Below are 24467 nucleotides of genomic sequence, written 5' to 3'. Positions count from 1 at the left end.
GAACAAAGGAGGGGCCGGGTCATGACGACCCGGCCCCTCCTTTTAGGTGTCCAGGGACTCAGCCCTTGGCGACCCGCTCCTTGAAAGCGGAGCCGGCCTTGAACGCCGGGCCCTTCGAGGCCGGGATGTTGATCTCGGCGCCGGTCTGCGGGTTGCGGCCGGTGCGAGCCGAGCGCTCGCGCGACTCGAACGTACCGAAGCCGGGCAGCGTGACCTTGTCGCCGTTGGCAACGGCCGCGCTGATCGCCTCGATGGCAGCACCCAGGGCGGCGGAAGCCTGCGTCTGGGTGATCTCGGCCTGCTTGGCGATTTCGCTCACCAGGTCGGTGCGGTTCATGCGATCTCCTTAAATCGTTGATCCGAGCCGCAAAGGTTGACGAGATGCGGCTCGTCGCCAGCGTAGGCCAGACCTGGAGATCTTCAACGTTCACGCGCGGCGTGTTCCGCGTGGTTACGGGCTCTGCGGGGGTTCGGGGTGCCTTCTGAGGCCTCTCGAGAGCTCATCTCGACCACCCGGTCCACCCCGGCGAGAGTCTGCGGACGATGGGAGACGACCAGCATCGTGGCCGGAAGGGTGCCGAGCAGGTCGGTGACCTGCCGCGCGGAGGCCTCGTCGAGGTCGGCGGTGGGCTCGTCCAGCACCAGGATCCGCGGACGTTGCAGGACGGCGCGCGCCAGCCGCAGTCGTGCCCGCTGTCCACCGCTGAGGCGGAGGCCGCCCTCGCCGATGTGGCTCTCCGCGGTGACCGCGTCGGCGAGGCCGAGGCGGGCCAGCAGTGCCTCGATCTCGGCGTCGGTCGTCGAGGGACCGGCGATCGCCTCGCGTACGGTGCCGGAGAAGAGCGCGCCGTCCTGCTCGACCGTGGACAGCGCGGCCCGGAGGGCGGTGTCGTCGACAGCCGAGATCGGTACGTGGTCGCCGGCCGAGTCGGTGAGGTCGACGGCGCCGGCGTCGGGGTCCCAGAGCCTGCTGGCCAGCGCCACGACGGTGGACTTGCCGGCCCCCGAGGGGCCGCGGAGCCCGACGTGCTCCCCGGGCGCGATGGTGAGATCGAACCCGTCCAGAACCCGCCGGTCGTCGTACCCGAAGTCCACATCGCTCATCCTGAGGCCGAGCGGCCCCTCGGGGAGGGGCGCCTGCGGGGTGTCGAGGGTCAGCACGGACGGGCGGGCGAGCTCGGTGCCGACCCGGGCGGCGGCCGCGCGCAGCGCCGGAAGGCGGGCGCAGGTCGCCGCGGCGTCGGCCATAGGGGCGACCGTCGCGAGCGCGAGGACGACCAGGGCGGCGACGTGCTCGGCGGCGACGTCACGGCCGACGACGCTGACCAACACGCCCACACCGGCGAGGGCCACCGCCGCTTCCCGTGCTCCGGCGAGCACCCGATGAGTGGTCTCGAGCCGGCCCGCGGCGCGGGCGGCCTCGGCGCCGGTCTCCCTGATCTGACGGCGGACCGGTTCGTGGATGCCGTAGCCCAGCACCTCGCGGAGGCCGCCGAGCACGTCGACGACACGGTCGGAGAGGGCACCGGTCGCCTCCACGACCTCGTGACCGAGAGTCTCCAGGCGGCGCCGGCCGAGCGGGACCGTCGCCAGCACGAGCGCGAGCGCCGTGAGGGTGACCAGCGCGAGAGTGGGCTGCACGACGGTGAGGAGGCCCAGCCCGAGAAGCGCGTTGACCGCCGCCGCGACGAGCTGCGCCACGGTGTGGGCGTAGAAGAACTCCAGCCGCTCGGTGTCGGCCATCGCAGTCGAGGCGGCGCGACCGACGTTCTCGCGACGCCTGGTCGGCAACGCGACCGCGTAGCGGTCGAAGAGCGCCATCCGGAGCCGGGCCAGCACCCGGAACGCGAGCGCGTGGGAGGCGTCCATCTCGCCCCAGGTCAACAGCGCCCGGAGGATCACCAGGCCGGCCAGCAGGGCCCAGAACCAGCCCGGCGGTGCGTCGCGGAGGACGACGGCGTGCCCGACGGCGGCGGCGAGCAGTACCGAGATCGCCCCCAGGCACACCTGGCTGACGACCACCAGCACGATGGTGGCGACGATGGCGCGGCGCTCGCCGCCGAGATGACGGAGCAGCCCGGTGAGGGGCCGGGCGGGGGCGGCTGGGGTGGTCATACGTGGCTCCCGCCGAGCAGCGGGGTCAGTCGGCCGTGGGTGAGCTCGAGGATCCGCTCGACCCCGTCGAGCGACTCCTCGCGGTGGGCGACGACGATGACGATGCGGTCGGCGGAGAGCCGTGCGAGCGTGGCGGTGACGGTGCGTGCCGAGGCCGGGTCCAGGGCGCTGGTCGGCTCGTCGGCGAGGAGGACGGGGCGGTCCGAGAGGACCGCCCGGGCCAGCGCGATCCGCTGGCGCTGACCGCCCGACAGGCTCGCACCGGCGCTGGCGATCGGCGTGTCGAGACCGGCGGGGAGGCTGCGTACCTCCTGCTCGATGCCGGCCGCCGCGCACGCTTCCCACAGGTCGGCCTCGCTGGCGTCGGGGCGGGCGACCCGGAGGTTCTCGCGGACGGTTCCCTCGAAGAGCACGGGTCTCTGCGAGACCACCGCCACGTCGGAGGTACGCACCGGGCGACCGTCGAGCAGAACCCGGCCGCCGGTGGGGGAGAGGTGGGTGAGGACCAGGTCGAGGAGGGTGGTCTTCCCGGCGCCGCTCGGGCCGACGACAGCGGTGACGGTGCCGGGCTCGAAGCGCTCCCGGACGCCGTCGAGGATGGCAGGCCCGTCGGGGTAGGCGAACGAGACGTCGTCGACGACGAGCGCCGCCGTGGGCGCCACGGTCCGGTTCACATCGGCCGGGCCGATTTCCCGGGCGGCGTTGAGCCCGCCGACGCCGAGCCTGCGCAGCGCCGGGACGGCGGAGGTCCCGAGATAGCCCGCGTGCCAGGCGCCGGAGAGATCCCGGATGGGCCGGAAGACCTCGCTCACCAGCATCAGCGCCAGGTAGAGCTCGGCCGGCGGTACCCCCGTCCCGCTCACGCTCGCGATCAGCGCGAGCCCGGCAGCGGCGACCGTGCCGCCCTGGACGGCGAGGTCGATGAGCGCGGTGTCGAGCAGCGAGGTACGCATCACCCGCGCCGTCGCGCGGTGCAGCTCCTCGCTCCGCCGGGCCATCCGGGCACGGGTCTCCGCGACCCGACCGAGCAGGCGCAGGGTCGCCATCCCGCGCAGGGCCTCGAGCAGGTCGGAGCCGAGGCCCTCGTAGGTGTCCCAGTGGTCGTCAGAGCGTCGTCGCATGAGTCGCTTCCACAGCAGCGGAGCGGTCAGCGCGCCGACCGCGGCCAGCCCGGCGGCGAGGCCGGCGAGCGGGTGCACGAGAACGAGCAGGACCGTCACGAGCGGGATCAGCACGAGGGCCTGAGCGAGCGCCGGCAGGTAGCGGGTGACGTACGCGTCGACCCCGTCGACCCCATCGACGAGCGCCGTCCTCAGGCCTCCGTCCCGCCGGCCGGCGTCGTGCAAGGACTCCGGGACCAGGACGCCTCGCAGTGCCTCGTCCCGCACCCCGAGGCGTACGTTCTCACCGAGCCGTGCCGCGGCGGTCGCCTGCACCCAGGACAGCAGCCAGCGCACCGCCACGATCCCGGCGATCCACAGCGCTGCCGCGACCGCACGGTCGTCGTCGCGGTCGACCACCGCGAAGAGCCCCTGGGCCAGGGCATAGGCCTGCGGGAGGTAGGTCGCGGTCACGAGGACCTGCAGCCCGACGGTGGCCGCGGCCGGGGCCGGATGTCGCAGCGCGGTGCGCAGAAGCAGCTTGTCCACCATCATGCGGCGGCTCCGTTCTCAAGGATGGCGATGGCGTGGACCAGCGGTCGGGTGTCCATCGGGCGTGTGCAGAACCCGGAGACGGCGCGGACGCCATGGCCCCGGGCGGTCAGGGAGTAGGTGTGGCGGGCGGCCTGGCGGTGGATCTGCCACAGCCGGGCGTAGCCGGTGGCGTCGAGCCGTGGCGGGCGCGGCCAGCCGATGACGCGGTCGGCGCCGAGCACCCAGGACTGGCCGCTCTGCCGCGCGGCCTGGGCGCCTGGCCGGGTGCCGGGGATCTGGTCGCGGCGCTTCTGGAAGCGATCCAGCCCAGGGCTTCGACGCGAGCAGATCGCGGCGGAGGCGACCTCGTCGAGGCGCGGGTCTCGGTGCACCCGGATCCGGGCGAGCGCGATCTCGGGCACGAGGCCGCGCTCGAGCCACCACGCGGCCTGCGCCGCTCGGGGCAGGCCGAGGGCGCGGCGGGCAGCGGCGAGGTCGGACCAGTCCTCGGGCAGGTAGGCGTCCGGGACCAGGAGGAGCAGCGCCTCCAGTGCGTACGCCGCATCGGCGACCCACAACGGCCACGCCCGGTGGCGGTAGCGGCCGAAAGTTCGTCCCGGCTGGACGGTGAGGACGACTTCGACGTGGTCGGGTGCGAGCCGGCTCGGTCCTCGGGGTTCTGAGCGACGGACGAGCATCTCGTCGGACGGGTGGTAGACGTAGCGGCCCTCGCTGAGCGGCTGCCCGTGGCCGGGAGGCACCACCAGGTGCCACTGCACGGGGTAGGAGCCACCCGCGGAGGGGACCGCCCGGCGCGGGATCGTCGTCGGGGTCCCGTCGGGGCGCGGATGGTGACCGCGTGCCCGCCACAGCCGGTGGATCGCCGTCGCCGCCGTGCCGCTGATCTCGACGGGCTCGCCGGGCCAGCGGTTCTCGCGGGGTCCCGGAGGCAGCGGATCGCCCGGGAGGTCGGGGGAGAAGGCGGTCTCGAGGAGCGCGGCGCTCGAGGTCATGTCGCGTCTCCGGATCACATGTGGGGCGGCGGGCACAGGGCCAGCGGCTCGTCGAGGTCGACCGGGTCCCAGTTGCGGCGTCGTGCGGCCTCGGCGAAGCGCGGCATCCCGAGGTAGCGGAACGCGGCCGGGGCGTTCGGCACCAGGCCGGTGACGAAGGTGCGTACGACCCGCAGCGGCGTTTGTGCCACATCCCGTGTCGTGAGGTCCCGAGTGATCACCCGATGACCGCCCTCGTGCAGCCGGTGGCGCACCTCGGCGACGTCGGTGGCAGCGACCTCGGAGATCGGAACGCTGCCCAGGGCTGGCGCCGTGAACCGCTCGGCGAGACGGTGCACCCGCGGATCGAGCCAGACCTGCACATGGGCACCGAGGTCGCGGACCCGGGTGAAGTCCGGCCCCGCCGAGTCCAGGTAGCGGCGGTCCTCGCGGTGGTCGAGGTAGAGGCCGGGAGCCATCAGACCGGCACGTACGGCCTGGAAGACCCAGCCGTCGGCGTCACGGCAGCCGAGCGTGTAGATCCAGGTGTGGACCGCCTCGAGCACCGCCTTGCGGACGGCCCGGACCGGGTCGGTGGACGCAGAGAAGCCGGCGGCGTAGACACCCGTGTCCCGGTCGCGTACGAGGGCGGCCATCGCCGGCGCGAGCTCGGTGGGCATCCGGATGACGTGCACGTCGAGCGGTGCGCCGTCCAGATCGGCGCTCAGTCCCGGGACCGAGCCGGTGTCGATCCCCTGGGCCGGTCCGCCGTGGTGCCACCACACCTCGAGGGCGTCGCGCTCGACGACCTCGAGAAGGCCACGGTCGTGGGCGTCGGCGGCGCCCTGGCCGGTGGCGATGCCGGCGTAGTTGAGGTGGAAGACGCGGTCCAGGTGAGCGAACCGCCGCTGGCGCCAGTTGAGACCGATGAGGGAGTGAGGCATCCAGACGTCGGTCGCCGGATCGGTCCATCCGTCGACCGGCTGTTCCTGGCAACGGCTCCACAGCGTCGGCAGCTCGTCGTCGAGCGCGCGATAGGGGAAGTCGGGCCGGGCCAGCTGCGCCGTGCTCCAGCGGGGGAGGTCGTCGAGATCGATGACTCGAAGGCCCTGATCCCGCAGCTCGGCGGCGGTCCCGATCCCGTGGTCGGCCGGATCGAGCCGGTCGGGGATGAAGTTGCCGCAGTAGCGCTCCACCCCCTCCGCGATCGCGGCGATCCGGGCACCCGCGACATCGCCGAACGTGGTGCCGAGCGAGACCCGGTCGGCGGGCCAGTCGCCGAGCCAGCGCGCATCGGAGACCTCGGCGGTCAGCGAGGTGTAGCGCAACGGCGCCCTTTCGGGGCGCAGCACCTCGCGCACCCGCCGGATCAGTCCGGTCTCCTTGTCGACCAGACGCTCGACGTCCAGCGGTGGCATCGCTGACCTGGTCATGCGTGTCCTCTCTCGGTTGCCGGCGCGGTCGTGGCAAGTGGCCGCTCGAACCAGGTTCGGGAGGCGACATCGAGCCGGAGCTCCCGCCCAGGAGCGGGCTCGGCGTGGGTGAGCCAGCGCAGGATCATGCGGCCGGGGGAGCCGGCTGCGTCGTACGCCGCCCGGAGCGCGGGGTCCGTGGTGCCGATGCCGAGGTCGTGCCCCCAGGGGCCGCTGGCCAGGGAGCAGCCCGCTCCGCTGCGGGCACCCCACCCGGCGGCGAGCCTGCGGGCGTACGCGTCGAACGGGTCGGCGTCGCCGGTGACGACCAGCAGCGGCGCGGTGACGTCGCCGAAGTGGTCGGGCAGATCGAGCGCCGGGGTGGTCCACAGCTCGCGGAACGCGTCGAGACGCGCCGGTTCCCAGCCGAGACGAGCCGCGGCCGCCATCGGTCCCTCGCGGTCGGCGACCGCGGCCGCGGCCCGCAGGACGGACGGATCCAACGCCGCCTCGTCCTCGCGAGCGAACCCGTGGATCGCCCACCAGCCGAGCCGGTCCAGGTGCTGCGGGATCCCGTCGGCCGAGTAGGCGGTCTCGTACGACCCGAGGGCCGGCACCACGGCGACCACGCGGGTCACCCGGGCATCCGTCCGGGCGGTCGCGAGGGCGGTGTGGGCGGCATAGGAGGCGCCGTAGGTGATCACCGGTGTCCGGGGGCAGCGTTGGTGCAGAACATTGACGGTGTCGGTCCCGTCGAGGGCTTCGGCGGCGTAGGGCCGCCAGGTGCCGGCGGAGGAGTAGCGGCCGCGTACGTCCTGGACCAGGCAGTCGAAGCCGTGACGCGCCAGCGACCTGGCCAGCGGCAGGTGCGCCCGGGCGTCGTACGGCGTCCGCACGAGCACGACCGCACGTGCGGTGCCGACCGAGCGGACGAGCCAGCCGCCGAGGACGACGCCGTCGCGGGTGGTGACCGGGAAGGGCCTGGCCTCCGGGTCGGTCACCGCGCGGATTCCTGCGGGCGCGGCGCCGGTTCGTCGAAACCGAGGACCGTGTGGGTGCGTTCGCGCAGGCCGTCGCCGACGACGCGCAGCAGACGTCGGTGCTCGATGAGCGCGGGATCGTCGGCGGCCCAGTCCTCCAGGATGGCCAGGCAGCGAGCGACCGTGAGGGTCAGCGTCGCGCGGCGCAGCGGCCGTAGGTCGTGGTGGCCGCTCGCGAGCCACGAGGAGAGCTCGGGGGCGGCGGGGGAGGCGGCCAGCCGGCGGCGGCTGACCTGGTCCGGGGTCGCCTCGCTGCCGTCGACGACGAGCGGGAAGACCAGCATCCGGCCGCCCTCGCGCCGACCGCGCAGCAGCACCGCTCCGCCGGCGAGCAGGTGCCCGAGACGCTCGTCGAGCCCGGGGTCCGGCCGCTGCGGAACCTCGCGTACGTCCACGACGGCATCGGTGTGCGGAGGCGCCCCGTCGTCGCGGACGACCTCGGCGCCCGAGCGCGCGAGCTCGGCGGCGAGTGCGCGGCTGAGCCGGCCACGGCCGAGGACGAGGACGCTGCGCCGGCCCTCGGGCCATCGTGAAGCCAGGGCTCGCTGGTCGCGTTCCAGCGCGGCGCGGCGTACCCGGAGCAGGTAGCGGTAGGTCGACACCCGGCCGGGGCAGGGCAGGTCGTGCAGCCTGAGGAAGTCGCCCGAGCCGGTACGCAGCGCCGGCATGTCGGTCGAGAGGCGCACCTCGCCGCGGGCGGCGGGGAGTGGGCGCCAGTCGTGTCTGGGGTACATCGGGCCTCTCCTGGATACTCGGTTGTGGTTCAGACAGGGCCGGGGGTGCCGAGCTCGTCAGCCCGGCACCCCCGCGATCAGACGGTGGCCAGGTCGCCCGAACGGCACTGAGTGCTCACCCGGCGGCGATCAGTCGAAGGGGTTCTCGACCAGCGCGTTGGAGTGGGTGGCGGAAAGGTGCGCCAGCTGCTCGGTGTCCTCGATCTCGCTCACGATGTCGTTGTTCATCGGCTGTCTCCTCTGTCGGATCGTTCGGCCCGGCGTCGCCGGGGCCCGCTGGTGCGGACAGCGGCAAAACGTATATGAGAATCATTCCCAATACCAGTAGTGTGTCCGACCATGAGCCCCACACTCGTCCTGGCAGACCATCGCGCCGGCCGTTGGCGGACCTCCGAACCCGGTGGTGCACCCGGCCCGTGGTCGAGGGCGACGCTGGCCGAGCACGCGGGTGTCCTCACCCTCCCGGCGGGCGTTCCGGGCGGGGCCCGGGCGGTGTTCGCGGACGACGCGCTCGGCACGCTCGTCGTGATCGACGGCGCAGGTCAGGCGCGGAGAGTGCCGGTCGCGATCCCCGCCGAGCATCTCGCCTGCGACCCCACCGGGCGCTACGTCGTCGTCACCACGGGCCTGGGCGCCTCCTGGGATCCGTGGAGCGATCTGGTCACGGTCGTGGACCTGGCCGACCCGAGCGGCACGACCGCTGTGCGAGTGCGGGTCCGCACCGGCGAACCCGGCGTCGTGATCGTTCCGGATGTCGGAACAGGGGAGCCGATGGTCGTGCTGCGACACCGCGAGCCCGGCGAGGCGGAGGTCATCGCGCTGCACGACCTGCTCCGGGCCGGGCCGCACTGCCCGGTCGTACGCGGCGAGCGCCTGAAGCTCGCGGGCGACCTCGGGCACGGTGACGCCGCCGACCATCGATCCGGAGTCGTCCACCTGTCCACCGAAGCGGGCGTCGAACGACTCCGGGTGACCGGTGGCCGGCCCGAGCGTCTGGAGACCTGGCCGTGGCCGGTCCCCGGACGGGCGTACTTCCTCCGCTTCGATCCGGCGCTGGGGATCATCTGCTCCGTGCGTGGGGCCGACTCCGACGCCGAGCGGTGGGACACCTGGACCAACCACCTGGTGTGCTGGACGCTCGACGGAGCGGTTGAGGTGATCCGGACCGGTGACGGCCTGGTGTTCCGGCCCGACGCCACCGGTGGAACGGTCGCCTGGACGGTCGTGCATCCCGACGGCGACCGGCTGGCGATGCTCACCGACGGCCGGCTCAGCGAGGTCGGGCTCCCGCCGATGAGCGCGGCCCCGCGTCCCGGGGTGGCTCCGTGGGATCCCGTCGGGGACAGGTCCGCACAACGGCGGGCGCTGGCGCTGGTCTCCGGCGACCTGGCCGCGGTCACGCGCGGAGGCGACGGCGAGCTCCACCTCGTCCGCCGCTCGGGCATCGAGTCGACCATCGACCTGGGATCCCCCTTCGACGAGGGCGGGCACCTCGGCGTCATCAGGCCTCCCGAGACCTGGGTCGACGGGGTGGGACGGTGAGGCGCGCGAGCGTGCGCGACGCGCTGCGTCGTGCCGAGCGGTCGGGTCGTCCGGGACTGCCGCTGGTCCGGTTTCGGCTGTCCCGGCGCTCTGGGGACCTGCTCGCGGTTCTGGTCGACGAGGACGGCGGGCTCGTCTTCGACCCGGGCGTCAGGATCCAGGGCTTCGCGCCGTCGCCGGACGGGCACCTGGTCGCCCTCGAGGTCAGCGACGACGGCTCCGAGAACGGGCGCGTGGTCGTCGTGGAGACGTCGTCGCGGACCTCGACCGAGCTCGACGGGGTGGCGGTGAGGCACACGCGGATGGCCTGGGCCGGTGAGGACCTGTTCCTCGTCGACACCCTGGGCCGCTGCCTGCGGGTCCGGCGCGGCGAGCCGCCACGGACGCTGTTCACCACCGCCGCCGGTGAGCGCGCGACGCCGGTCGGGGTCGGCGGCACGGCGGTCGTCGCCCGGACCGACGAGACGCGGACCCGGCTGGTCGGCATCGACGGCTCGGAGATGATCGAGCTCCCCAGGGCCCGCAGCGTCAGCGCCGCGGCGGACACGCTGCTGGCGGTGACCGGCGACGAGCTGGTGAGTCTCCGGGTGCCTGGACCGGCACTGGCGCGATGTCGGCTGAACACCTTGCCGGGAGTCCCAGTCCACGCCCAGGCCATCCCGGGCGGCTGCCTGGTCCACCTGGTCCGGGACGGCCACTCCGTGGTCGTCCGCCTCGCCGCCGATGCCGGAGTCCTCGCGCCGACGCAGACCGTCGCCATCTCGGAGCAGCAGGACGTACGTACCGTCTCCGGTCTCTCCTGGGCGCAGGACCGCGCCTGGGTGCGAATCGAGTCGCCGGCCGACGCACCGCGGGTGATGCCGCTCGAACAGGCGGCACGCTCGACGAGCGAGGGCGCGCGGTCGCGGCTGATCACCGTGACGGCGGAGGACGGCGCGGAGATCGAGTTGATCCTGACCGGCGACTCCGGCGACTCCGGCGACTCCGGCGGCCCGACGCTTCTGGAGGTCTACGGCGGGTTCGGGATCGTCGACCTCCCGGCCTTCGAGCCGTCGGTCGCCGCCTGGTGCGAGCTCGGCGGGCTGCACGTGACCGCCCGGCTGCGTGGCGGAGGCGGGGCGGGCACGGCTTGGCACACCGCAGGGCAGGGCGTGGGCAAGACGCGTACGGTCGCCGACGCCGTCACCGTCGCGCGCGAGCTGGTGCGCCTCGGCCTCACCAGACCGGAGCGGCTGGTGCTCGCCGGGGCCTCGCTCGGCGGACTGGTGGCCGTCTCGGCGGCGCTCGCCGAACCGGGCCTCGTCGCCGGGGTCGCCTGCACGGCCGCGCCGCTCGACCCGCAGCGCATCGGCGAGCACCCGGGCGCGCGGCACTGGGCCGCGGAGTTCGGCGAGCCGAACGATCCGGCGGTGCGCGCCGCCATGGGCGACTATTCGCCGTTCGAGCGCGCCCGCCGATTTCCGGGCGCGCGTTGGCCTCGCTTCCTGCTGACCACCTTCGCGGAGGACTCCCGGGTCGCGGCCGCACCCACCGACCGGCTCGCCGCGGCGCTGACGGCTCGCGGCGCCGAGGTCGTACGCAGCCACCGCCCTCGGATGGGCCACGGCGGCAATCACCTCGACGCCGTGCACGACTTCGCGGCCTCCGTCCTCGACTTCGCCCTCGACTCAGCTCAAGAACCCACAGGAGTGTGATGACCCCCACCGATATCTCCGTGACCACGGACGGCGTATCGCCACCGACGCTCGCGCGTCGCGACCGCGTCCTCGTGCCCGCCGCCATCGCCCGGCGCAGATGGCGCGCCCGGGTGCTGACCATCGGCCTCGCTGCCGCCCTCCTCGTCGTCATCGCGCTGTCCGCGTCGTCGGGCACCGTCGACCTGAGCGCGCTCGACGCCGCCAGGCTCGTCACCGGGCACCTGCTGCCCGGGATGCCGTGGATGAGCGACGGCACCTACACGGCGCTGCAGGACCAGGTGGTCTGGCAGTTCCGGCTGCCACGTGCGCTGCTGGCCGCGCTGGCCGGAGCGGCGCTGAGCCTGGCCGGGGTCTTCATCCAGGCGGTCGTACGCAACCCGCTGGCCGAGCCGGCGATCATCGGCGTCTCCTCGGGGGCCGGCGTGGGCGCGGTCTCGGTGGTGGTCCTGGGCGCGGCGGCGGTCGGCGCCTGGATCGGCACCGCGGCGTTCCTGGGAGCCGCGGTCGCCACCGCGGCGGTGTTCTGGGTGGCGTACAAGAACGGCAGCATCGCCCCGCAGCGACTGGTGCTGACCGGGGTGGCGCTGGGCACGTTCTTCAGCGCGATCACCAGCTACCTGACCCTCACGACCGAGGCGCAGAACGTGTTCAGCGTGATGTTCTTCCTGCTGGGCTCGGTCTCCGCCGCCACGATGACCGACCTCGTCGGGCCGCTGGTTTCCCTGGTAGTCGCGCTCGGCGTCTCGATCACCACCGGCCGCGCGATCAACGCGCTCCAGGTCGGCGACGAGACCGCAACCGCACTGGGAGTACGGGTCAACCGGCTGCGGTCGGTCCTGCTGCTCGCCGCCGCGCTGCTCACCGGCACCGTGGTCTCGGTCGCCGGTGGGATCGGCTTCGTAGGTCTGGTGGTCCCGCACATCGCGCGGGTCCTGGTCGGCTCCGACCACCGGCGGATCGTCCCGGTGGCGGTGTTCGGCGGCGCCCTGTTCCTGTGCGGCGCTGACCTGATCGCCCGGACCGTCTCGGCACCCGCCGAGGTGCCGCTGGGCATCATCACCGCCCTGATCGGCGTGCCGTTCTTCCTCTGGCTGATGCGCGGCCGGGCCGCCGACGAGCAGGGGATGGCGCGATGAGGCTCGAGACGCTGGACCTCACCCTGAACCGGGGCAGCCGGGAGGTCGTCACCGCGGCCTCGGTCGTGGTCGAGCCGGGGGAGGTCCTCGGCCTGCTGGGCGCCAACGGCAGCGGCAAGTCGACCATCCTGCGGGCCTGCTTCGGCGCCCTCAAGCCCGTCTCGGGCCAGGTTCTCCTCGACGGAGCCGACGTCGCCACGATGAGCCGGCGCGAGATTGCTCGCCGGGTCGCGGTGATGGCCCAGGAGCCGCCGGACGAGTTCGGGCTCACCGTCGCCGAGAGCGTGCTGTTGGGACGTACGCCGCACCGGGGAGTGCTGGGCCGGGACAGTCCCGAGGACTGGCTGGTCGTCGGCCGGGCGATGGAGCTGGCGGGCGTCTCCACGCTGGCCGACCGGCCGGTCCACCGGCTCTCGGGCGGTGAGCGGCAACGTACGTTGCTCGCCCGGGCGATCGCCCAGGAGGCAGAGCTGCTGCTGCTCGACGAGCCCACCAACCACCTCGACGTCTCCTACCGCTTCGAACTGATGCACACCGTCGCGGAGCTCGGGATCACCACCGTGGTCGCGCTGCACGAGCTCGACCTGGCGCTGGCGTACTGCGATCGGGTCGCGGTGCTCGACAGCGGGCACGTCGTCGCGCTCGGGAAGCCCGCAGACATCCTCACGCCCGATCTGGTGCGCGAGGTCTTCGGTGTGGAGGCCAGCCGGATCACCGACCCTGAGGCCGGCACCCCACACCTGCTCCTGCGCGGGACGTCCGCGCGGGTTCGAGAGAGGAACACATGAACACCACCCCACTGCTGCGCACCGTCCCGGTGGCAGCGCTCACGCTCCTGGCCGCGACCGGCTGCGGCGGCACCGGCGTCCAGGATGACGCCGCGGCGAAAGGTGAGGCTGCCGAGGGCTATCCGGTGACCGTGGAGAACTGCGGTCGCGAGATCACGGTCGAGTCGGCTCCGAAGCGCATCGTCGGGCTCAGTCCGGCGCAGACCGAGCTGCTCGTACGCCTCGGGGTCGCCGACCGGCTCGTCGGCCAGGCGCAGACGGCGATGCACGAGCTCCCCGAGGACGTCGCGGCGGACGCGAGCGAGGTGCCCGAGCTGAGCACCGATGCGCCGCCGGCGCGCGAGCAGCTCCTCGACGTACAGCCCGACGCGGTCGTCGCCCCGACCGAGTACGAGTTCACCGCCGAGCAGGGCTTCGCCACCATCGACCAGCTCAACGACGCAGGGGTGACGACCTACGTCGCCGCCGGCGGCTGCCCCGAGCGCCGGTCGACAGGTGAAGTGACCGACCTGTTCACCGACCTGGAGGCACTCGGAAGCATCTTCGGGGTCTCGGGCGCCGCGGACGAGCTGGTCGCCGAGACGCGAGGCGACCTCGAGGCGGTCGAGACGGCCGTGCAGGACCGCCCACGGCCCACGGTCGCCCAGCTCTTCGTCGAGGGCAAGACGCTCTCCGCGATCGGCGCCGGGGTGGAGTACGACATGATCGAGCGCGCAGGCGGCGAGAACGTCTTCAGCCCCGACGAGGAGCTCTTCTCACAGTTCTTCTCCGCGGTCGTCTCACCGGAGGAGGTCGCCGCACGCAACCCTGACGCCATCGTGTTCGCCGTCCGGGAGGAGTCCGAGGCCGGGCGGGTGGAGGCGTACCTGCGCAAGACCTTCCCCGACGTCACCGCCGTCAAGGAGGACCGCTTCATCGCCCTGCGCACCCCGGACACGTTCCCGGGCACGCTCGGCAACGTCACCGCGGTGCGCACGATCGCTGAGGGCCTGCACCCGGACGCGTTCTGAGTCCGAGCCAGGCCGGCCGGGTCGTCCTCAGGACGCCCGGCCGGCGTGGCTCTCATGTCTACTCGCTGGCGAGAAGCCGCCAGCCCTCGGCCTGCGTACGTTCGCGCCAGAAGTCCAGATACCGCCCGCCGTGAGCCAGAAGCTCGGAGTGGGAGCCGCGCTCCACGATCCGGCCGCCGTCGAGGACGACGATCTGGTCGGCGGCGACGACGGTCTGGAGTCGGTGGGCGATGACGATGACCGTACGGTCGGCGGAGAGCGCGGTGAGCGCCTCCTGGACCGCGGCCTCGTTCTCGGCGTCGAGGGCGGCGGTCGCCTCGTCGAGGAGTACGACGGGGGCATCCTTCAGCAGCGCGCGGGCGATCGAGACCCGCTGCTTCTCTCCGCCCGAGAGCGTGGATCCGGCCTCACCGATCCGGGTCTGCCAGCCGTGGGGGAGGCGGTCGACGATGTCGTCGACCCTGGCCAGCCGGGCGGCCTCCCGCAGCTCGTCCTCCGTGGCGTCGGATCGTGACATCATCACGTTGTCGCGCAGGGTGCCCTCGAAGAGGTAGACGTCCTGGAAGACGATCGAGACGCGCCGCATCAGCGCCTCGGTGCCGAGATCGCGTACGTCGACCCCACCGAGCATCACCGAGCCCGACGTGACGTCGTGAAACCGGGCGACCAGGCGCAGCAGGGTGCTCTTCCCGGAGCCCGACGGCCCGACCACGGCGGTCAGCGAGCGCGGCGGCGCGGCGAGGGAGACCTCGTCGAGGACCCGGGTGGTGCCGTCGTAGGAGAAGGTCACGCCGCGCAGCTCGATGCCGCTGTCGGCCGGGTCGCCCGGCGCGGACGGCTCGGGGAGCGGCTCGAGGGCGAGCACATCGAGGACGCGGCGCAACGAGCCCTCGGCGATCCGCAGCGCGCTGGACAGCTCGCCGTAGTCGATGAGCGACTCCACGAACCGCACCGTGAGGACGAGGAGACCGATCGCCGTGGCCGGAGCGAGCGTTCCGCCGAGACTGAGGTGGACGGTCAGCCCGATCACCAGGGTGAGCAGCGCCTGGATGGAGAGCAGCTGGATCCCCAGACCGCCGAACCCGGTCACCAGCAGCCGACGCGAGGCCAGTTTCTGCTCCCGCAGCGCGTTCTCGACCAGCTCGTTGCCGTGGACGGTGCGGCCGAAGACCCGAAGCGCCGGCTGGTTGAGCGCGAACTCGACCACCCGCGCCGAGCCCTCCGACATCGCCGCGTCGTAGGCGCCCTCACCGCGGCCGACGATCGTCGCCAGGAGCCGGGTGGTGGCCAGCACCGCGACGACCCCGACGAGGAGCGCGAGCGCCAGGCGCCACTCCAGGAACGCCATCGCGACGACCACGGTGACCGGGCTGACCACGGCGGCGATCAGCGGCCGCAGCAGGTGACCGGGCACCGAGGCGATGTCGGTGGCGCCCTTGGACGCCATCCGGGAGAGCTGCCCGGTGCGGTCCTGGTCGTACCAGCCCAGCGGCAGCCGCACGGTGTGGTCGCCGAGCCGGGCCAGGGTGATGTCGAGCAGGTCGCAGGCCAGGTCGTAGCCGTCCAGGTTGCCCACCGTCAGCGCCACGTGATGGGCCACGAAGAGGCCGGCGAGCACGCCCAGCCAGGTCGTCGCTGCGTCCCAGTCCTGGCGCAGCGCAGCGTCCAGGACCGGCACGACAGACGCGAAGGCCAGCCCCTGGAGTACGCCGGTCGTGACGAACATCGCCACGACGCGGGCGAGCTGGCGCCGATGAGCGTGATCGAGGAGGTCGGCGAGCAGGCGGACGATGGTGATCATGCCGACTCCTCCTCGGCCCAGCCGTCCACCGGGTGGGCGCGCTGGTCGGCGGCCCAGAGCCGCGCGTAGCGCCCTCCCCGGGCGAGGAGCTCCTCGTGGGTGCCGAGCTCGGCGACCCGGCCATCGTCGAGAACCACGATCTGGTCGGCCGCAGTGACCGTCGAGAGTCGATGCGCGATCACCAGCAGCGTACGTCCGGCGACGAGGCGGGACAGGGCCCGCTGGACGAGCGCCTCCGACTCGGGATCGGCTGCGGCGGTGGCCTCGTCGAGCACGAGGATCGGGGTGTCGGAGAGCAGGGCGCGGGCGATCGCGACCCGCTGCCGCTCGCCGCCCGAGAGCTGGCCGTCCTCACCGACCACCGAGTCGTAGCCTCGCGGGAGCTCGTCGATGCGGCCCGCGATCTGCGCGGCCTCGGCCGCGCGGCGTACCTCCTCGTCCGGTGCCTCGGGATGAGCGAGCCGGATGTTGTCGCGGATCGAGGTACGCAGCAGCCCGGTGTCCTGGAAGACGAAGGAGACCTGCTGGTAGAGCTGCGCGCTCGTCATCTCGCGCAGGTCCACCCCGGCGATGGTGATCCGGCCGGCGGTGGGGTCGGCGAAGCGGGGCAGCAGCTTGGCCAGTGTCGACTTGCCCGAGCCGGAGTGACCAACGAGCGCGGTCACGGTGCCAGGTTCGAGGAGCAGGTAGATGTCGTGGAGCACCGGTGGCGTACCGGGGGAGTAGGCGAAGGAGACACCGTGCAGCTCGACCCGGGAGGAGTCTGGGGCTGGGCCCGGGGCGGCCGGCTCGGGAAGCTCTGGCTCGGCCAGCAGGCGCTGGATGCGTCGGGCCGCCTCGCTGGCCTCGCGCAGCTCACGGGCGGCGTAGCCGGCGACGGTGACCGGCGCGGTCATGGCCAGGCCGAGGACGAGGAACGGAACCAGGTCGGGTCCGGTGATCCAGTCCGCGCGGAGCATCCAGACCCCGGCGCCGAGCACGAGCACGAGGGTCAGCGCCGGCGTCAGCGCGAGCTCCATCAGCAGCATCCCCAGGGCGGAGTGTCGCATCCAGGCCCGGTTGAAGCCGCCGAACCGGGTGGCGACCTCGGCCAGGCGCCGGTGAGCCTGCCCGGTCGCGCCGAAGGTCTTGATCTCCGCGATCCCGCCGGTGTTCTCGACCGTGGCCGCGGCGAGCTCGGCCAGCCCGGCGTCGTAGTCGCGGTAGAGCGCCGCGGCACCCCGCATCGAGATCCGGAACCCGACCAGCCCGAGCGCGAGCGGGACCAGGGTGACCAGGGCGAGCGGCGGGGAGACGACGAAGAGGTAGCAGGCCACGACGGCCGGCAGCGTGATCGCCGCGGTCAGCTCCATGACCGAGTGCGCGACCAGGTGGTGCAGGGCGGCGACGTCGTCCTGCACCGCCTTCTTGACGGTGCCGGAGTTGCGTTCGGTGAACCACGCCAGCGGCACCCTGCCGAGCCGGGCGACGAGCAGCCGGCGCAGGTGGATGGAGAGGTCGAGGTCGGCGACGTGGGAGAGCCATGACGAGCCGAGCACCGTCGCCAGGCGCACCAGCAGCGCCGCCACGCTCACCCAGACCACGACCCAGGCACGCCCGGCGTCGGCATCGACCGGGGCGCCGGACGCCGCGGGCAGCAGGATCCGGGCGAGCTCGACGATCCCGACCAGCGGCACCAGCCCGGCGACGGTCGAGACGACCATCAGCAGCAGGCTGGCGATCAGCCTTCCCCGGACAGGACGAAGCGTCTGGAGGAGGGGGAAGCGCGCCAACTGTCGTCCTGCCGAGATCGTGGGGTTGCTGCGTACGAGGTCCTCGGCGTCAGCCGCCGTGGCCGGTGGGGGCGAGAAGACGCTCGAGCTCGTCCTCCTTCTCGGTGGGCACGACGAAGAGGAGCTCGTCGCCCTGCTCGAGAGGCTGCTCGGGGGTGGGTACGTAGACCTGGCCGTCACGCAGCAGCGTGACCAGGGCGCAGTTCTCCGGGAACGGCACCAGACCGGTGGGCTTGCCGACGTAGGGCGAGTCGGCGGGCAGCGTGATCTCGACCAGGTTGGCCTGGCCCTGCCGGAAGGTGAACAGCCGCACCAGGTCGCCGACGGTGACGGCCTCCTCGACCAGCGCCGACATGATCCGCGGAGTGGAGACGTTGACGTCGACGCCCCAGGCCTCGGTGAAGAGCCACTCGTTGTTGGGGTGGTTGACCCGGCCCACGGTGCGCGGCACGCCGAACTCGGTCTTGGCCAGCAGCGAGCAGACCAGGTTGGCCTTGTCGTCGCCGGTCGCGGCGATGACCACGTCGCAGTTGTCGAGCCTGGCCTCCTCGAGCGAGGAGAGCTCGCACGCGTCGGCGAGCAGCCACTCCGCGTCCGCGACCCGCTCGGGCTTGATCGAGCCCGGGTTCTTGTCGATGAGGAGCACCTCGTGGCCGTTGGTGATCAGCTCACGGGCGATGGACCGGCCGACGGCCCCGGCCCCGGCGATAGCAACTCTCATCGTCAGTCTTCCTCGGGGCCGTTCTTGATCGTCTTGTACGCCTGCGCGGTGTTCTCCTCGCGCATGACGATGTGGAGCACGTCGCCCTCCTGGATCACGCTCTCGAGGACCGGGAGGACACCCTCGCCGAGCCGGTCGATCCAGGCGATCCGGCTGCCGGACTGGCGCTGGAACTTGATGGTCCGCTGGCCGACCCAGGACTCGGGCATGATGACCTGGTCGATGCGGATGTTGCCCGACATGTCGCGGAAGTCGGGCTCGGCACCGGCCGGGAGGAGCCGGCGGAGCACCTGGTCGGCGGTCCACTTCACGGTCGCCACGGTGCTGATCCCGAGGCGCTGGTAGACCTCGGCGCGGCCGGGGTCGTAGATGCGGGCCACGACCTGCTGGATGCCGAACTCCTCGCGCGCCACCCGGGCGGAGATGATGTTGGAGTTGTCACCGCTGGAGACCGCGGCGAACGCCTCGGCCCGTTTGATACCGGCCTTGAGCAGGACCTCGCGGTCGAAGCCCATCCCGGCGACCTTGTCGCCGTTGAACCCCGGTCCGAGGCGCCGGAACGCCTCGGAGTTCTGGTCGATGACCGAGACCGTGTGGTTGCGGTCCTCAAGGCTCCTGGCCAGGGTCGAGCCGACGCGGCCACAGCCCATGATCACTACGTGCACCGTGTCATGATTGCACTCGCCCGGGCCGCGCGTCGCCTACGCCCTCGAAGTTGGCGTGTTCGGATGCGCGTGGCGATCCGGAAGCGCGCCGAAGCCGCGATGTGCCGTAGCGTCTGCGGTTGTGGGTGTTGGCGATGTCTCCAAGCGGATCCTGATCGGTCGCAAGCTCCGTAGCTCTCAGTTGGGCGAGACGCTGCTGCCGAAGCGCATCGCGCTACCCGTTTTCGCCAGCGACGCCCTCTCCTCGGTGGCCTACGCGCCCGACGAGATCTTCATCATGCTGGCGGTGGCGGGAGCCTCGGCCTACGCCTGGTCCTGGAAGATCGGCCTGGTCGTCGCCCTGGTGATGCTGACCGTGGTCACCTCCTACCGGCAGACGGTGCACGCCTACCCGAGCGGCGGCGGCGACTACGAGGTCGCGACGGTCAACCTGGGGCGTAAAGCGGGCGTGACCGTGGCCAGCGCCCTGCTGGTCGACTACGTGCTGACGGTGGCGGTGTCGATCTCCAACGCCGCGCAGTACGCCGCCAGCGCGATCCCCAGCCTGATCGGTCACGAGGTCCTGGTCGCCTCGATCGCGATCGTGCTGCTCACCGCGATGAACCTGCGCGGCGTACGCGAGTCGGGGACGTTCTTCGCGGTCCCGACCTACCTGTTCATGTTCGCCATCCTCGGGATGGGCCTCTACGGCCTGTTGCTGCTGGTGAACGGCAACCTGCCCGAGGCGGAGAGCGCCTCCCTCCACATCAGGCCCGAAGAAGGCTGGGAGGGCACCCTCAACCAGGTGGCGCTGGTCTTCCTGCTCGCCCGCGCGTTCTCGTCCGGCTGTGCGGCGCTGACCGGTGTGGAGGCGATCTCCAACGGCGTACCCGCCTTCCAGCGGCCGAAGAGCAAGAACGCCGCCACCACGCTGCTGCTGCTCGGCCTGATCGCGATCACGATGATGATGAGCATCATCGTGCTGGCCAACCAGATGAGCATCCGCTACGTCGACCCGCACGCTCTCGACAACCTTCGCACCGCCGCCGGCGACGCGGTCCCGGCCGGCTACGAGCAGCATCCGGTGATCTCCCAGATCGCTGCCGGGGTGTTCAACGACTTCCCGCCGGGCTTCTACTTCGTCATCACCGTCACCGGGATCATCCTGGTTCTCGCCGCCAACACCGCGTTCAACGGCTTCCCGGTGCTCGGCTCGATCCTCGCCAAGGACGGCTACGCGCCGCGGTCCCTGGGAGCGCGCGGCGACCGGCTCGCCTACAGCAACGGCATCGTCTTCCTGGCCGTGCTGGCGATCGCGCTGATCATCATCTTCGAGGCACAGACCACCAAGCTGATCCAGCTCTACATCGTCGGCGTCTTCGTCTCCTTCAACCTCAGTCAGCTGGGCATGATCCGCCACTGGACCCGCCATCTGGCCACCGAGCGCGACCCGAGCGAGCGGCGCCGGATGCAGCGTTCGCGGGCGATCAACACCTTCGGTCTCGGGATGACCTCGGTCGTGCTGGTGATCGTGCTGATCACCAAGTTCCTCGCCGGCGCCTGGATCACGATCCTGGCCATGGGCTTCTTCTACGTGGTCATGCTGGGAATCAGGCGCCACTACGACAATGTCGCCCGTGAGCTGGCCGCAGACGAGCGAGACCGGGTGCTGCCGACCCGGGTCCACGCGATCGTGCTGGTCTCCAAGCTCCACAAGCCGACCCTGCGGGCGCTGGCCTTCGCCCAGGCGACCCGGCCCAACGCCCTCGAGGCCGTCACGGTCTCGACCACCGACTCCGACACCGCCGACCTGTTGAAGCAGTGGGACGAGCGCAACCTGCCGATGCCGCTGAAGGTGCTTCACTCGCCCTACCGCGAGCTGATCCGCCCGGTCGTGGAGTACGCGTCGGCGATCCGGGATGCCAACCCACGTGGCGTCGTGGCCGTCTACATCCCCGAGTACGTCGTCGGCCGCTGGTGGGAGCAGTTCCTCCACAACCAGACGGCGCTGCGGCTCAAGGGCCGGCTGCTGTTCACCCCGGGCGTCATGGTCATCTCCGTGCCCTACCAGCTCGCCTCCGGCAAGGAGCGCGCCGAGGAGCTGCGCGAGGAATACTGGCTCGCGCCCGGCCTGCGCCGCGGAAGCGGACGCCGATGAGCCGCCCGCAGCGTCCCGCGCCCCGTGGGCGGCGGCCCCGTCCGAAGGCGTCGAAGGGCGAGTCGTACGTCGGTCGTCGCTTCGAGGTCGAGGTCGGCCCGGTCGCCCATGGTGGCCACTTCGTCGCCCGGGTGCAGATCGAGGACGCTTCCCGCGTGGTCTTCGTACGCCACGCCCTGCCCGGTGAGCAGGTGGTCGTCGAGATCACCGAGGGAACCGCCGGCGACCGGTTCTGGCGCGGCGACGCGGTCTCGGTGGTCTCGGCCGCACCGGAACGGGTCGTTCCGCCATGCCCGTACGCCGGCCCGGGCCTCTGCGGCGGCTGCGACTTCCAGCACGTCTCCGTGTCCGCTCAGCGCGAGCTGAAGGCGACGGTGCTGCGCGAGCAGCTGGTCCGCCTGGGTGGCCTGTCGGCTTCGGACCCGCTGGTGTCCGAACTGGCCGTCGAGGCCGTTCCTGGGGATGAGGACGGGCTGCGCTGGCGGACCCGTCAGCGCTACACGACGGCTCCGGGTGGCGGCCGAGGCATGCGGAAGTACCGCTCCCACGACGTCATCCCCGTCGACGACTGCCTGATCGCGACAGAGGATGCGCGAGAGCCCGGTGCTGGGACCGTCGTGGAGCAGGTCGCCGTCGGGGGAGCGGAGCACTCCTTCGAGGTCTCCGCCGACGGCTTCTGGCAGGTCCACCCCGGCGCGCCCTCGACGCTGGTCTCCGCGGTGCTGTCCGCCCTCTCACCTGCCCCGGGCGACACCGTCCTGGACCTCTACGCCGGCGTCGGCCTCTTCTCCGCCTTCCTCGCCGACCGGGTCGGTCCCACCGGACGTGTCGTCGCCGTCGAGGGCGACCCGACCGCCTCCGCGCTCTCGGTGGGCAACGTCCCGACCGCCGAGGTCAGCGCCGGTGATGTCGCCACCGTGCTGGCACGCCTCGAGGAAGGCCCGTTCGACCTCGTCGTCCTCGACCCGCCCCGAGAGGGTGCCCGACGGAAGGTCGTCGAGGCCGTCGTCGCGCGTTCGCCTCGGAAGGTCGCGTACGTCGCCTGCGACCCCGCCGCTCTGGCTCGTGACGTAGCGATCTTCGCCGAGCACGGCTACCGGCTACAGTCCCTGCGTGCCTTCGACCTGTTCCCGATGACGCATCATGTCGAATGCGTCGCATTGCTGACGAAAACCGGCTCTGAACAGCAGTGATGCGATTCGGGATTTCGCGGTCGATCTCCGAGAACGGGCCTTAAGGCTCACTTTGGGCTCGGTTTCCGCAAAGCGAGCCCAGCTCAGGCGCCTGGGGAACCCCGCGCGCGTCAGCCGCCGCGACAGTATGGGTGCGCGCAGAACATCCCGTAGACGGACGCTGAGCGCGTCTACGGGATGGGGGGGTGAGTCGTTCGTGGTCCCCGAGGGCTCTCAGAGCCCGACCGCTGGGCCGCCGTTTGTCTCGGAGCCCGGTGCGAGGCGCTCGGTAGCTGAACGGTAATCGGGCACGACAAGTTTGCGATTGATGTAGTGCCGCTCAGTTACCGTCTTGGAGGTGTGGCCGAGCTGGTTCATCGCGGCCTCGGCGTCGTAGATCTCGTCGATCTGCGTCGCTACGGTGCGTCGGAAGGAGTGGGGCGTGACGCCTTGGAGGACCGTGAGGTCGGCGTAGTCGTCGAGCAGACGAATGTGGCGCAGGCGGCCCTGGATGTTGGTGGGGTAGTGCCAGGTGCCGTTCCGAGTGATGAACACTGCGTCGAGGTCATTGGGAGTCTGGGCAACCTTCCGACGCCGCAGCAGCGCCGCCGCCCAGTCGGGGAGCGCGATCGGGCGGATCGCCGCGTCGGTCTTGCCGTAGTCGACTCGCTTGCCCTTCGAGGTGATCTGGCCGTTGACCATCAGCCACGGGAACCAGCCCTCGTCGTCGCGACGCTGAGGTGGGGCGGCCAGCTCAATGTCGGACCAACGCAATGCCAGCAGTTCCCCGATGCGCATGCCGGTGGCGACAAGCATCTCGACGATGTCAGGCAGGTCGACGCTCTTGGGTCCGTTCCGCTTGTCGGCATTGGCCCACTCGCGGATGGCCAGACGCACGGCATCAAGATCCTCTACGGGAACGGCTTTCTTCTTGTGCCGCGGCACCGGGACCGACGGGACAGCCGTAGCTGGATTGCCGTTGATCGCCTCGTGGAAGATTGCCATGTCGAAGGCGCGCACGAGGACGCTGCGAATGCGCTTGCGCATGTCGGCCGAGACTCCCGAGCTGTCCAGTGCAGCCTGGATGATCACCGGCCGTACGTGCCGGAGTTGGTACGCGCCGAGCGGCTGATCGGTCTTGTCGCTGTCCAGGATCCAGCGGACATGGGAACGGTAGTAGCCCAAGGTCTCCGTGCTGGGGCCGCCGTCCGCCTGCTCCATCTTCTGGAACCAGAGATCGAGAAGATTCTGAACGGTGTCGTCGGGCGCGAGCGCGCCGTCGCCGAAAGTGCCGGTGTGCTCGACGAAGAACGCCTTGAGGTTGGCCCTCGCCTTGTTCTTTGTCTCACCGTTCTTGCGGTACTGACGCACGACACCATCGACGTCGCAGAATCGGGCGCGCGCCTGCCACGACCCGTTCTTCAACTGGAAGCAACTGATCTCGCCGTAGGTGCCGACCATCAGTCGTTGTCTTGCCATTCTGCCTTTCCTTTCGACCTCAGGCGACCTCGTCGGGGCTAGTTGCCCGCAGGGCAGCCCCTCGCACGCGACTGGTGCGGCGGCGGTTACGGACTGACGTCTGAGGCTGAGGCGGGGGTTCGTTGTCGATGTCCTCGTCCTCTGGGAAGGACTCCTGATGGGCCCGCAGCCATCGGTCGAGCTCGGAGAGTCGGTACTTGAGCCGGCCGCCAGCCTTGACCGCGCGCGGTCCGTAACCGGGCCGGCGAACGCGCCACGTCAGCAACGTGGCCTTAGGAACGCCGAGATAGCCGGAGGCGTCTTCCGTGTTGAAGAACGGGTCGGAGGCCATCTCCTCCGACGCGCTCTCCTGGACCCGCGGCACGCGTTGAGAGATATTGATCGTCTTGGGGTTGGGCATATGGGTCAGGTGCGCGGTGACGCCCATCGACCTTCGAGCGGGCGTCGGCGCGTAGGTGCAGGCGAGTGTGCTCACGTCGTTCTCACCAGCGGTTAACTGCTGTGGCCGGATGATGTCGACATCGTCATACTTCGGCGGGCCGTCCTCATCTGGCGCGCGTGCTGCGTCCGAGTCAGCGAGTCCGGATTCAGCAAGCATCCGCGACGCGACGGGAGGACGC

At 71.7% G+C, this 24467-nt stretch carries 21 protein-coding genes; 7 read left to right on the top strand and 14 right to left on the bottom strand.

Annotated features, from left to right (window positions below; translation table 11 throughout):
- Positions 1-58: 58 nt before the first annotated feature.
- The 8 genes from ABZY89_RS04065 to amiA all read right to left on the bottom strand — a co-directional run bounded on the left by ABZY89_RS04065 (position 59) and on the right by amiA (position 8155).
- Complete coding sequence (locus tag ABZY89_RS04065; protein WP_350658695.1) at positions 59-337, bottom strand: HU family DNA-binding protein; 279 nt, start codon at positions 335-337, stop codon at positions 59-61.
- 83 nt (positions 338-420) lie between these two features.
- The gene (locus ABZY89_RS04060; RefSeq protein ID WP_355224846.1) at positions 421-2115 is read right to left on the bottom strand and encodes an ABC transporter ATP-binding protein; all 1695 of its coding nucleotides are present in this window, start codon (positions 2113-2115) and stop codon (positions 421-423) included.
- Entirely contained in the window at positions 2112-3770 is a 1659-nt protein-coding gene (locus ABZY89_RS04055; protein WP_355224845.1) for an ATP-binding cassette domain-containing protein, read from the bottom strand. Before ABZY89_RS04055 ends, ABZY89_RS04060 begins: the two co-directional genes overlap by 4 nt.
- Complete coding sequence (locus ABZY89_RS04050) at positions 3767-4762, bottom strand: hypothetical protein (protein WP_355224843.1); 996 nt, start codon at positions 4760-4762, stop codon at positions 3767-3769. The genes ABZY89_RS04055 and ABZY89_RS04050 overlap by 4 nt, the downstream gene beginning before the upstream one ends.
- 14 nt (positions 4763-4776) lie before the next feature.
- Positions 4777-6174: a YcaO-like family protein gene (locus ABZY89_RS04045; protein WP_355224842.1), complete on the bottom strand. Its 1398-nt coding sequence runs from the start codon at positions 6172-6174 to the stop codon at positions 4777-4779.
- Positions 6171-7154, bottom strand: coding sequence for a CocE/NonD family hydrolase (locus tag ABZY89_RS04040; protein WP_355224840.1), 984 nt, complete (start codon positions 7152-7154; stop codon positions 6171-6173). The genes ABZY89_RS04045 and ABZY89_RS04040 overlap by 4 nt, the downstream gene beginning before the upstream one ends.
- Positions 7151-7927, bottom strand: a complete 777-nt coding sequence (locus ABZY89_RS04035) for a hypothetical protein (RefSeq protein ID WP_355224838.1) — start codon at positions 7925-7927, stop codon at positions 7151-7153. Before ABZY89_RS04035 ends, ABZY89_RS04040 begins: the two co-directional genes overlap by 4 nt.
- Positions 7928-8056: 129 nt before the next feature.
- The gene (amiA, locus tag ABZY89_RS04030; RefSeq protein WP_241248494.1) at positions 8057-8155 is read right to left on the bottom strand and encodes a streptamidine family RiPP; all 99 of its coding nucleotides are present in this window, start codon (positions 8153-8155) and stop codon (positions 8057-8059) included.
- 111 nt (positions 8156-8266) lie between these two features.
- Here amiA and ABZY89_RS04025 point away from each other — a divergent pair, with 111 nt between their 5' ends.
- Genes ABZY89_RS04025 through ABZY89_RS04005 form a run of 5 tightly spaced genes read left to right on the top strand, consistent with a single transcriptional unit; the run spans position 8267 to position 14100 of the window.
- A complete protein-coding gene (locus tag ABZY89_RS04025; RefSeq protein WP_355224837.1) occupies positions 8267-9469 on the top strand; it encodes a hypothetical protein in 1203 nt (400 codons plus the stop codon).
- An 11-nt stretch (positions 9470-9480) separates the two neighbouring features.
- The gene (locus tag ABZY89_RS04020; RefSeq protein ID WP_355224836.1) at positions 9481-11163 is read left to right on the top strand and encodes a prolyl oligopeptidase family serine peptidase; all 1683 of its coding nucleotides are present in this window, start codon (positions 9481-9483) and stop codon (positions 11161-11163) included.
- Entirely contained in the window at positions 11163-12302 is a 1140-nt protein-coding gene (locus ABZY89_RS04015; RefSeq protein ID WP_355224833.1) for an iron ABC transporter permease, read from the top strand. The genes ABZY89_RS04020 and ABZY89_RS04015 overlap by 1 nt, the downstream gene beginning before the upstream one ends.
- Positions 12299-13090, top strand: a complete 792-nt coding sequence (locus ABZY89_RS04010) for an ABC transporter ATP-binding protein (RefSeq protein ID WP_355224832.1) — start codon at positions 12299-12301, stop codon at positions 13088-13090. Before ABZY89_RS04015 ends, ABZY89_RS04010 begins: the two co-directional genes overlap by 4 nt.
- The gene (locus ABZY89_RS04005; RefSeq protein WP_355224830.1) at positions 13087-14100 is read left to right on the top strand and encodes an ABC transporter substrate-binding protein; all 1014 of its coding nucleotides are present in this window, start codon (positions 13087-13089) and stop codon (positions 14098-14100) included. Before ABZY89_RS04010 ends, ABZY89_RS04005 begins: the two co-directional genes overlap by 4 nt.
- Before the next feature lie 58 nt (positions 14101-14158).
- Here ABZY89_RS04005 and ABZY89_RS04000 read toward each other — a convergent pair whose 3' ends face one another.
- The 4 genes from ABZY89_RS04000 to ABZY89_RS03985 form a co-directional block, all read right to left on the bottom strand.
- Positions 14159-15901 (bottom strand): ABC transporter ATP-binding protein, encoded by a 1743-nt coding sequence (locus ABZY89_RS04000; protein ID WP_355224829.1) that lies wholly within the window; start codon positions 15899-15901, stop codon positions 14159-14161.
- Positions 15898-17604, bottom strand: coding sequence for an ABC transporter ATP-binding protein (locus tag ABZY89_RS03995; RefSeq protein ID WP_355224828.1), 1707 nt, complete (start codon positions 17602-17604; stop codon positions 15898-15900). Before ABZY89_RS03995 ends, ABZY89_RS04000 begins: the two co-directional genes overlap by 4 nt.
- Positions 17605-17722: 118 nt before the next feature.
- Positions 17723-18394, bottom strand: a complete 672-nt coding sequence (locus ABZY89_RS03990) for a TrkA family potassium uptake protein (RefSeq protein ID WP_091041412.1) — start codon at positions 18392-18394, stop codon at positions 17723-17725.
- 2 nt (positions 18395-18396) lie between these two features.
- A complete protein-coding gene (locus ABZY89_RS03985; RefSeq protein WP_355019522.1) occupies positions 18397-19059 on the bottom strand; it encodes a TrkA family potassium uptake protein in 663 nt (220 codons plus the stop codon).
- A gap of 121 nt (positions 19060-19180) precedes the next feature.
- Here ABZY89_RS03985 and ABZY89_RS03980 point away from each other — a divergent pair, with 121 nt between their 5' ends.
- The gene (locus tag ABZY89_RS03980; protein ID WP_355224827.1) at positions 19181-21196 is read left to right on the top strand and encodes an APC family permease; all 2016 of its coding nucleotides are present in this window, start codon (positions 19181-19183) and stop codon (positions 21194-21196) included.
- A complete protein-coding gene (locus ABZY89_RS03975) occupies positions 21193-22389 on the top strand; it encodes a TRAM domain-containing protein (RefSeq protein ID WP_355224826.1) in 1197 nt (398 codons plus the stop codon). Before ABZY89_RS03980 ends, ABZY89_RS03975 begins: the two co-directional genes overlap by 4 nt.
- A gap of 213 nt (positions 22390-22602) precedes the next feature.
- On the opposite strand, the gene ABZY89_RS03970 is transcribed toward ABZY89_RS03975, so the two are convergent.
- The gene (locus ABZY89_RS03970; protein WP_355224824.1) at positions 22603-23829 is read right to left on the bottom strand and encodes a tyrosine-type recombinase/integrase; all 1227 of its coding nucleotides are present in this window, start codon (positions 23827-23829) and stop codon (positions 22603-22605) included.
- Positions 23830-23866: 37 nt separating this feature from the next.
- Positions 23867-24445 (bottom strand): helix-turn-helix domain-containing protein, encoded by a 579-nt coding sequence (locus ABZY89_RS03965; RefSeq protein WP_355224823.1) that lies wholly within the window; start codon positions 24443-24445, stop codon positions 23867-23869.
- Between the last annotated feature and the right edge of the window lie 22 nt (positions 24446-24467).

Origin of the sequence: Nocardioides sp. NPDC006303, assembly GCF_040613175.1 — a bacterium.
GTDB lineage: Bacteria > Actinomycetota > Actinomycetes > Propionibacteriales > Nocardioidaceae > Nocardioides.
The sequence above is the reverse complement of the archived record's forward strand: the minus strand, read 5'-3'. Positions and strand labels throughout refer to the sequence as shown.

Coding starts and splice junctions, on each gene's coding strand:
- ABZY89_RS04005 (WP_355224830.1), top strand. CDS start 13,087: ATGAACACCACCCCACTGCTGCGCACCGTCCCGGTGGCAGCGCTCACG.
- ABZY89_RS04065 (WP_350658695.1), bottom strand. CDS start 337: ATGAACCGCACCGACCTGGTGAGCGAAATCGCCAAGCAGGCCGAGATC.
- ABZY89_RS04045 (WP_355224842.1), bottom strand. CDS start 6,174: ATGACCAGGTCAGCGATGCCACCGCTGGACGTCGAGCGTCTGGTCGAC.
- ABZY89_RS04060 (WP_355224846.1), bottom strand. CDS start 2,115: ATGACCACCCCAGCCGCCCCCGCCCGGCCCCTCACCGGGCTGCTCCGT.
- ABZY89_RS03970 (WP_355224824.1), bottom strand. CDS start 23,829: ATGGTCGGCACCTACGGCGAGATCAGTTGCTTCCAGTTGAAGAACGGG.
- ABZY89_RS03990 (WP_091041412.1), bottom strand. CDS start 18,394: ATGAGAGTTGCTATCGCCGGGGCCGGGGCCGTCGGCCGGTCCATCGCC.
- ABZY89_RS04000 (WP_355224829.1), bottom strand. CDS start 15,901: ATGATCACCATCGTCCGCCTGCTCGCCGACCTCCTCGATCACGCTCAT.
- ABZY89_RS04055 (WP_355224845.1), bottom strand. CDS start 3,770: ATGATGGTGGACAAGCTGCTTCTGCGCACCGCGCTGCGACATCCGGCC.
- ABZY89_RS04010 (WP_355224832.1), top strand. CDS start 12,299: ATGAGGCTCGAGACGCTGGACCTCACCCTGAACCGGGGCAGCCGGGAG.
- ABZY89_RS04035 (WP_355224838.1), bottom strand. CDS start 7,927: ATGTACCCCAGACACGACTGGCGCCCACTCCCCGCCGCCCGCGGCGAG.
- ABZY89_RS03975 (WP_355224826.1), top strand. CDS start 21,193: ATGAGCCGCCCGCAGCGTCCCGCGCCCCGTGGGCGGCGGCCCCGTCCG.
- ABZY89_RS03995 (WP_355224828.1), bottom strand. CDS start 17,604: ATGGTCGTCTCGACCGTCGCCGGGCTGGTGCCGCTGGTCGGGATCGTC.
- ABZY89_RS04015 (WP_355224833.1), top strand. CDS start 11,163: ATGACCCCCACCGATATCTCCGTGACCACGGACGGCGTATCGCCACCG.
- amiA (WP_241248494.1), bottom strand. CDS start 8,155: ATGAACAACGACATCGTGAGCGAGATCGAGGACACCGAGCAGCTGGCG.
- ABZY89_RS03965 (WP_355224823.1), bottom strand. CDS start 24,445: ATGCTTGCTGAATCCGGACTCGCTGACTCGGACGCAGCACGCGCGCCA.
- ABZY89_RS04025 (WP_355224837.1), top strand. CDS start 8,267: ATGAGCCCCACACTCGTCCTGGCAGACCATCGCGCCGGCCGTTGGCGG.
- ABZY89_RS04050 (WP_355224843.1), bottom strand. CDS start 4,762: ATGACCTCGAGCGCCGCGCTCCTCGAGACCGCCTTCTCCCCCGACCTC.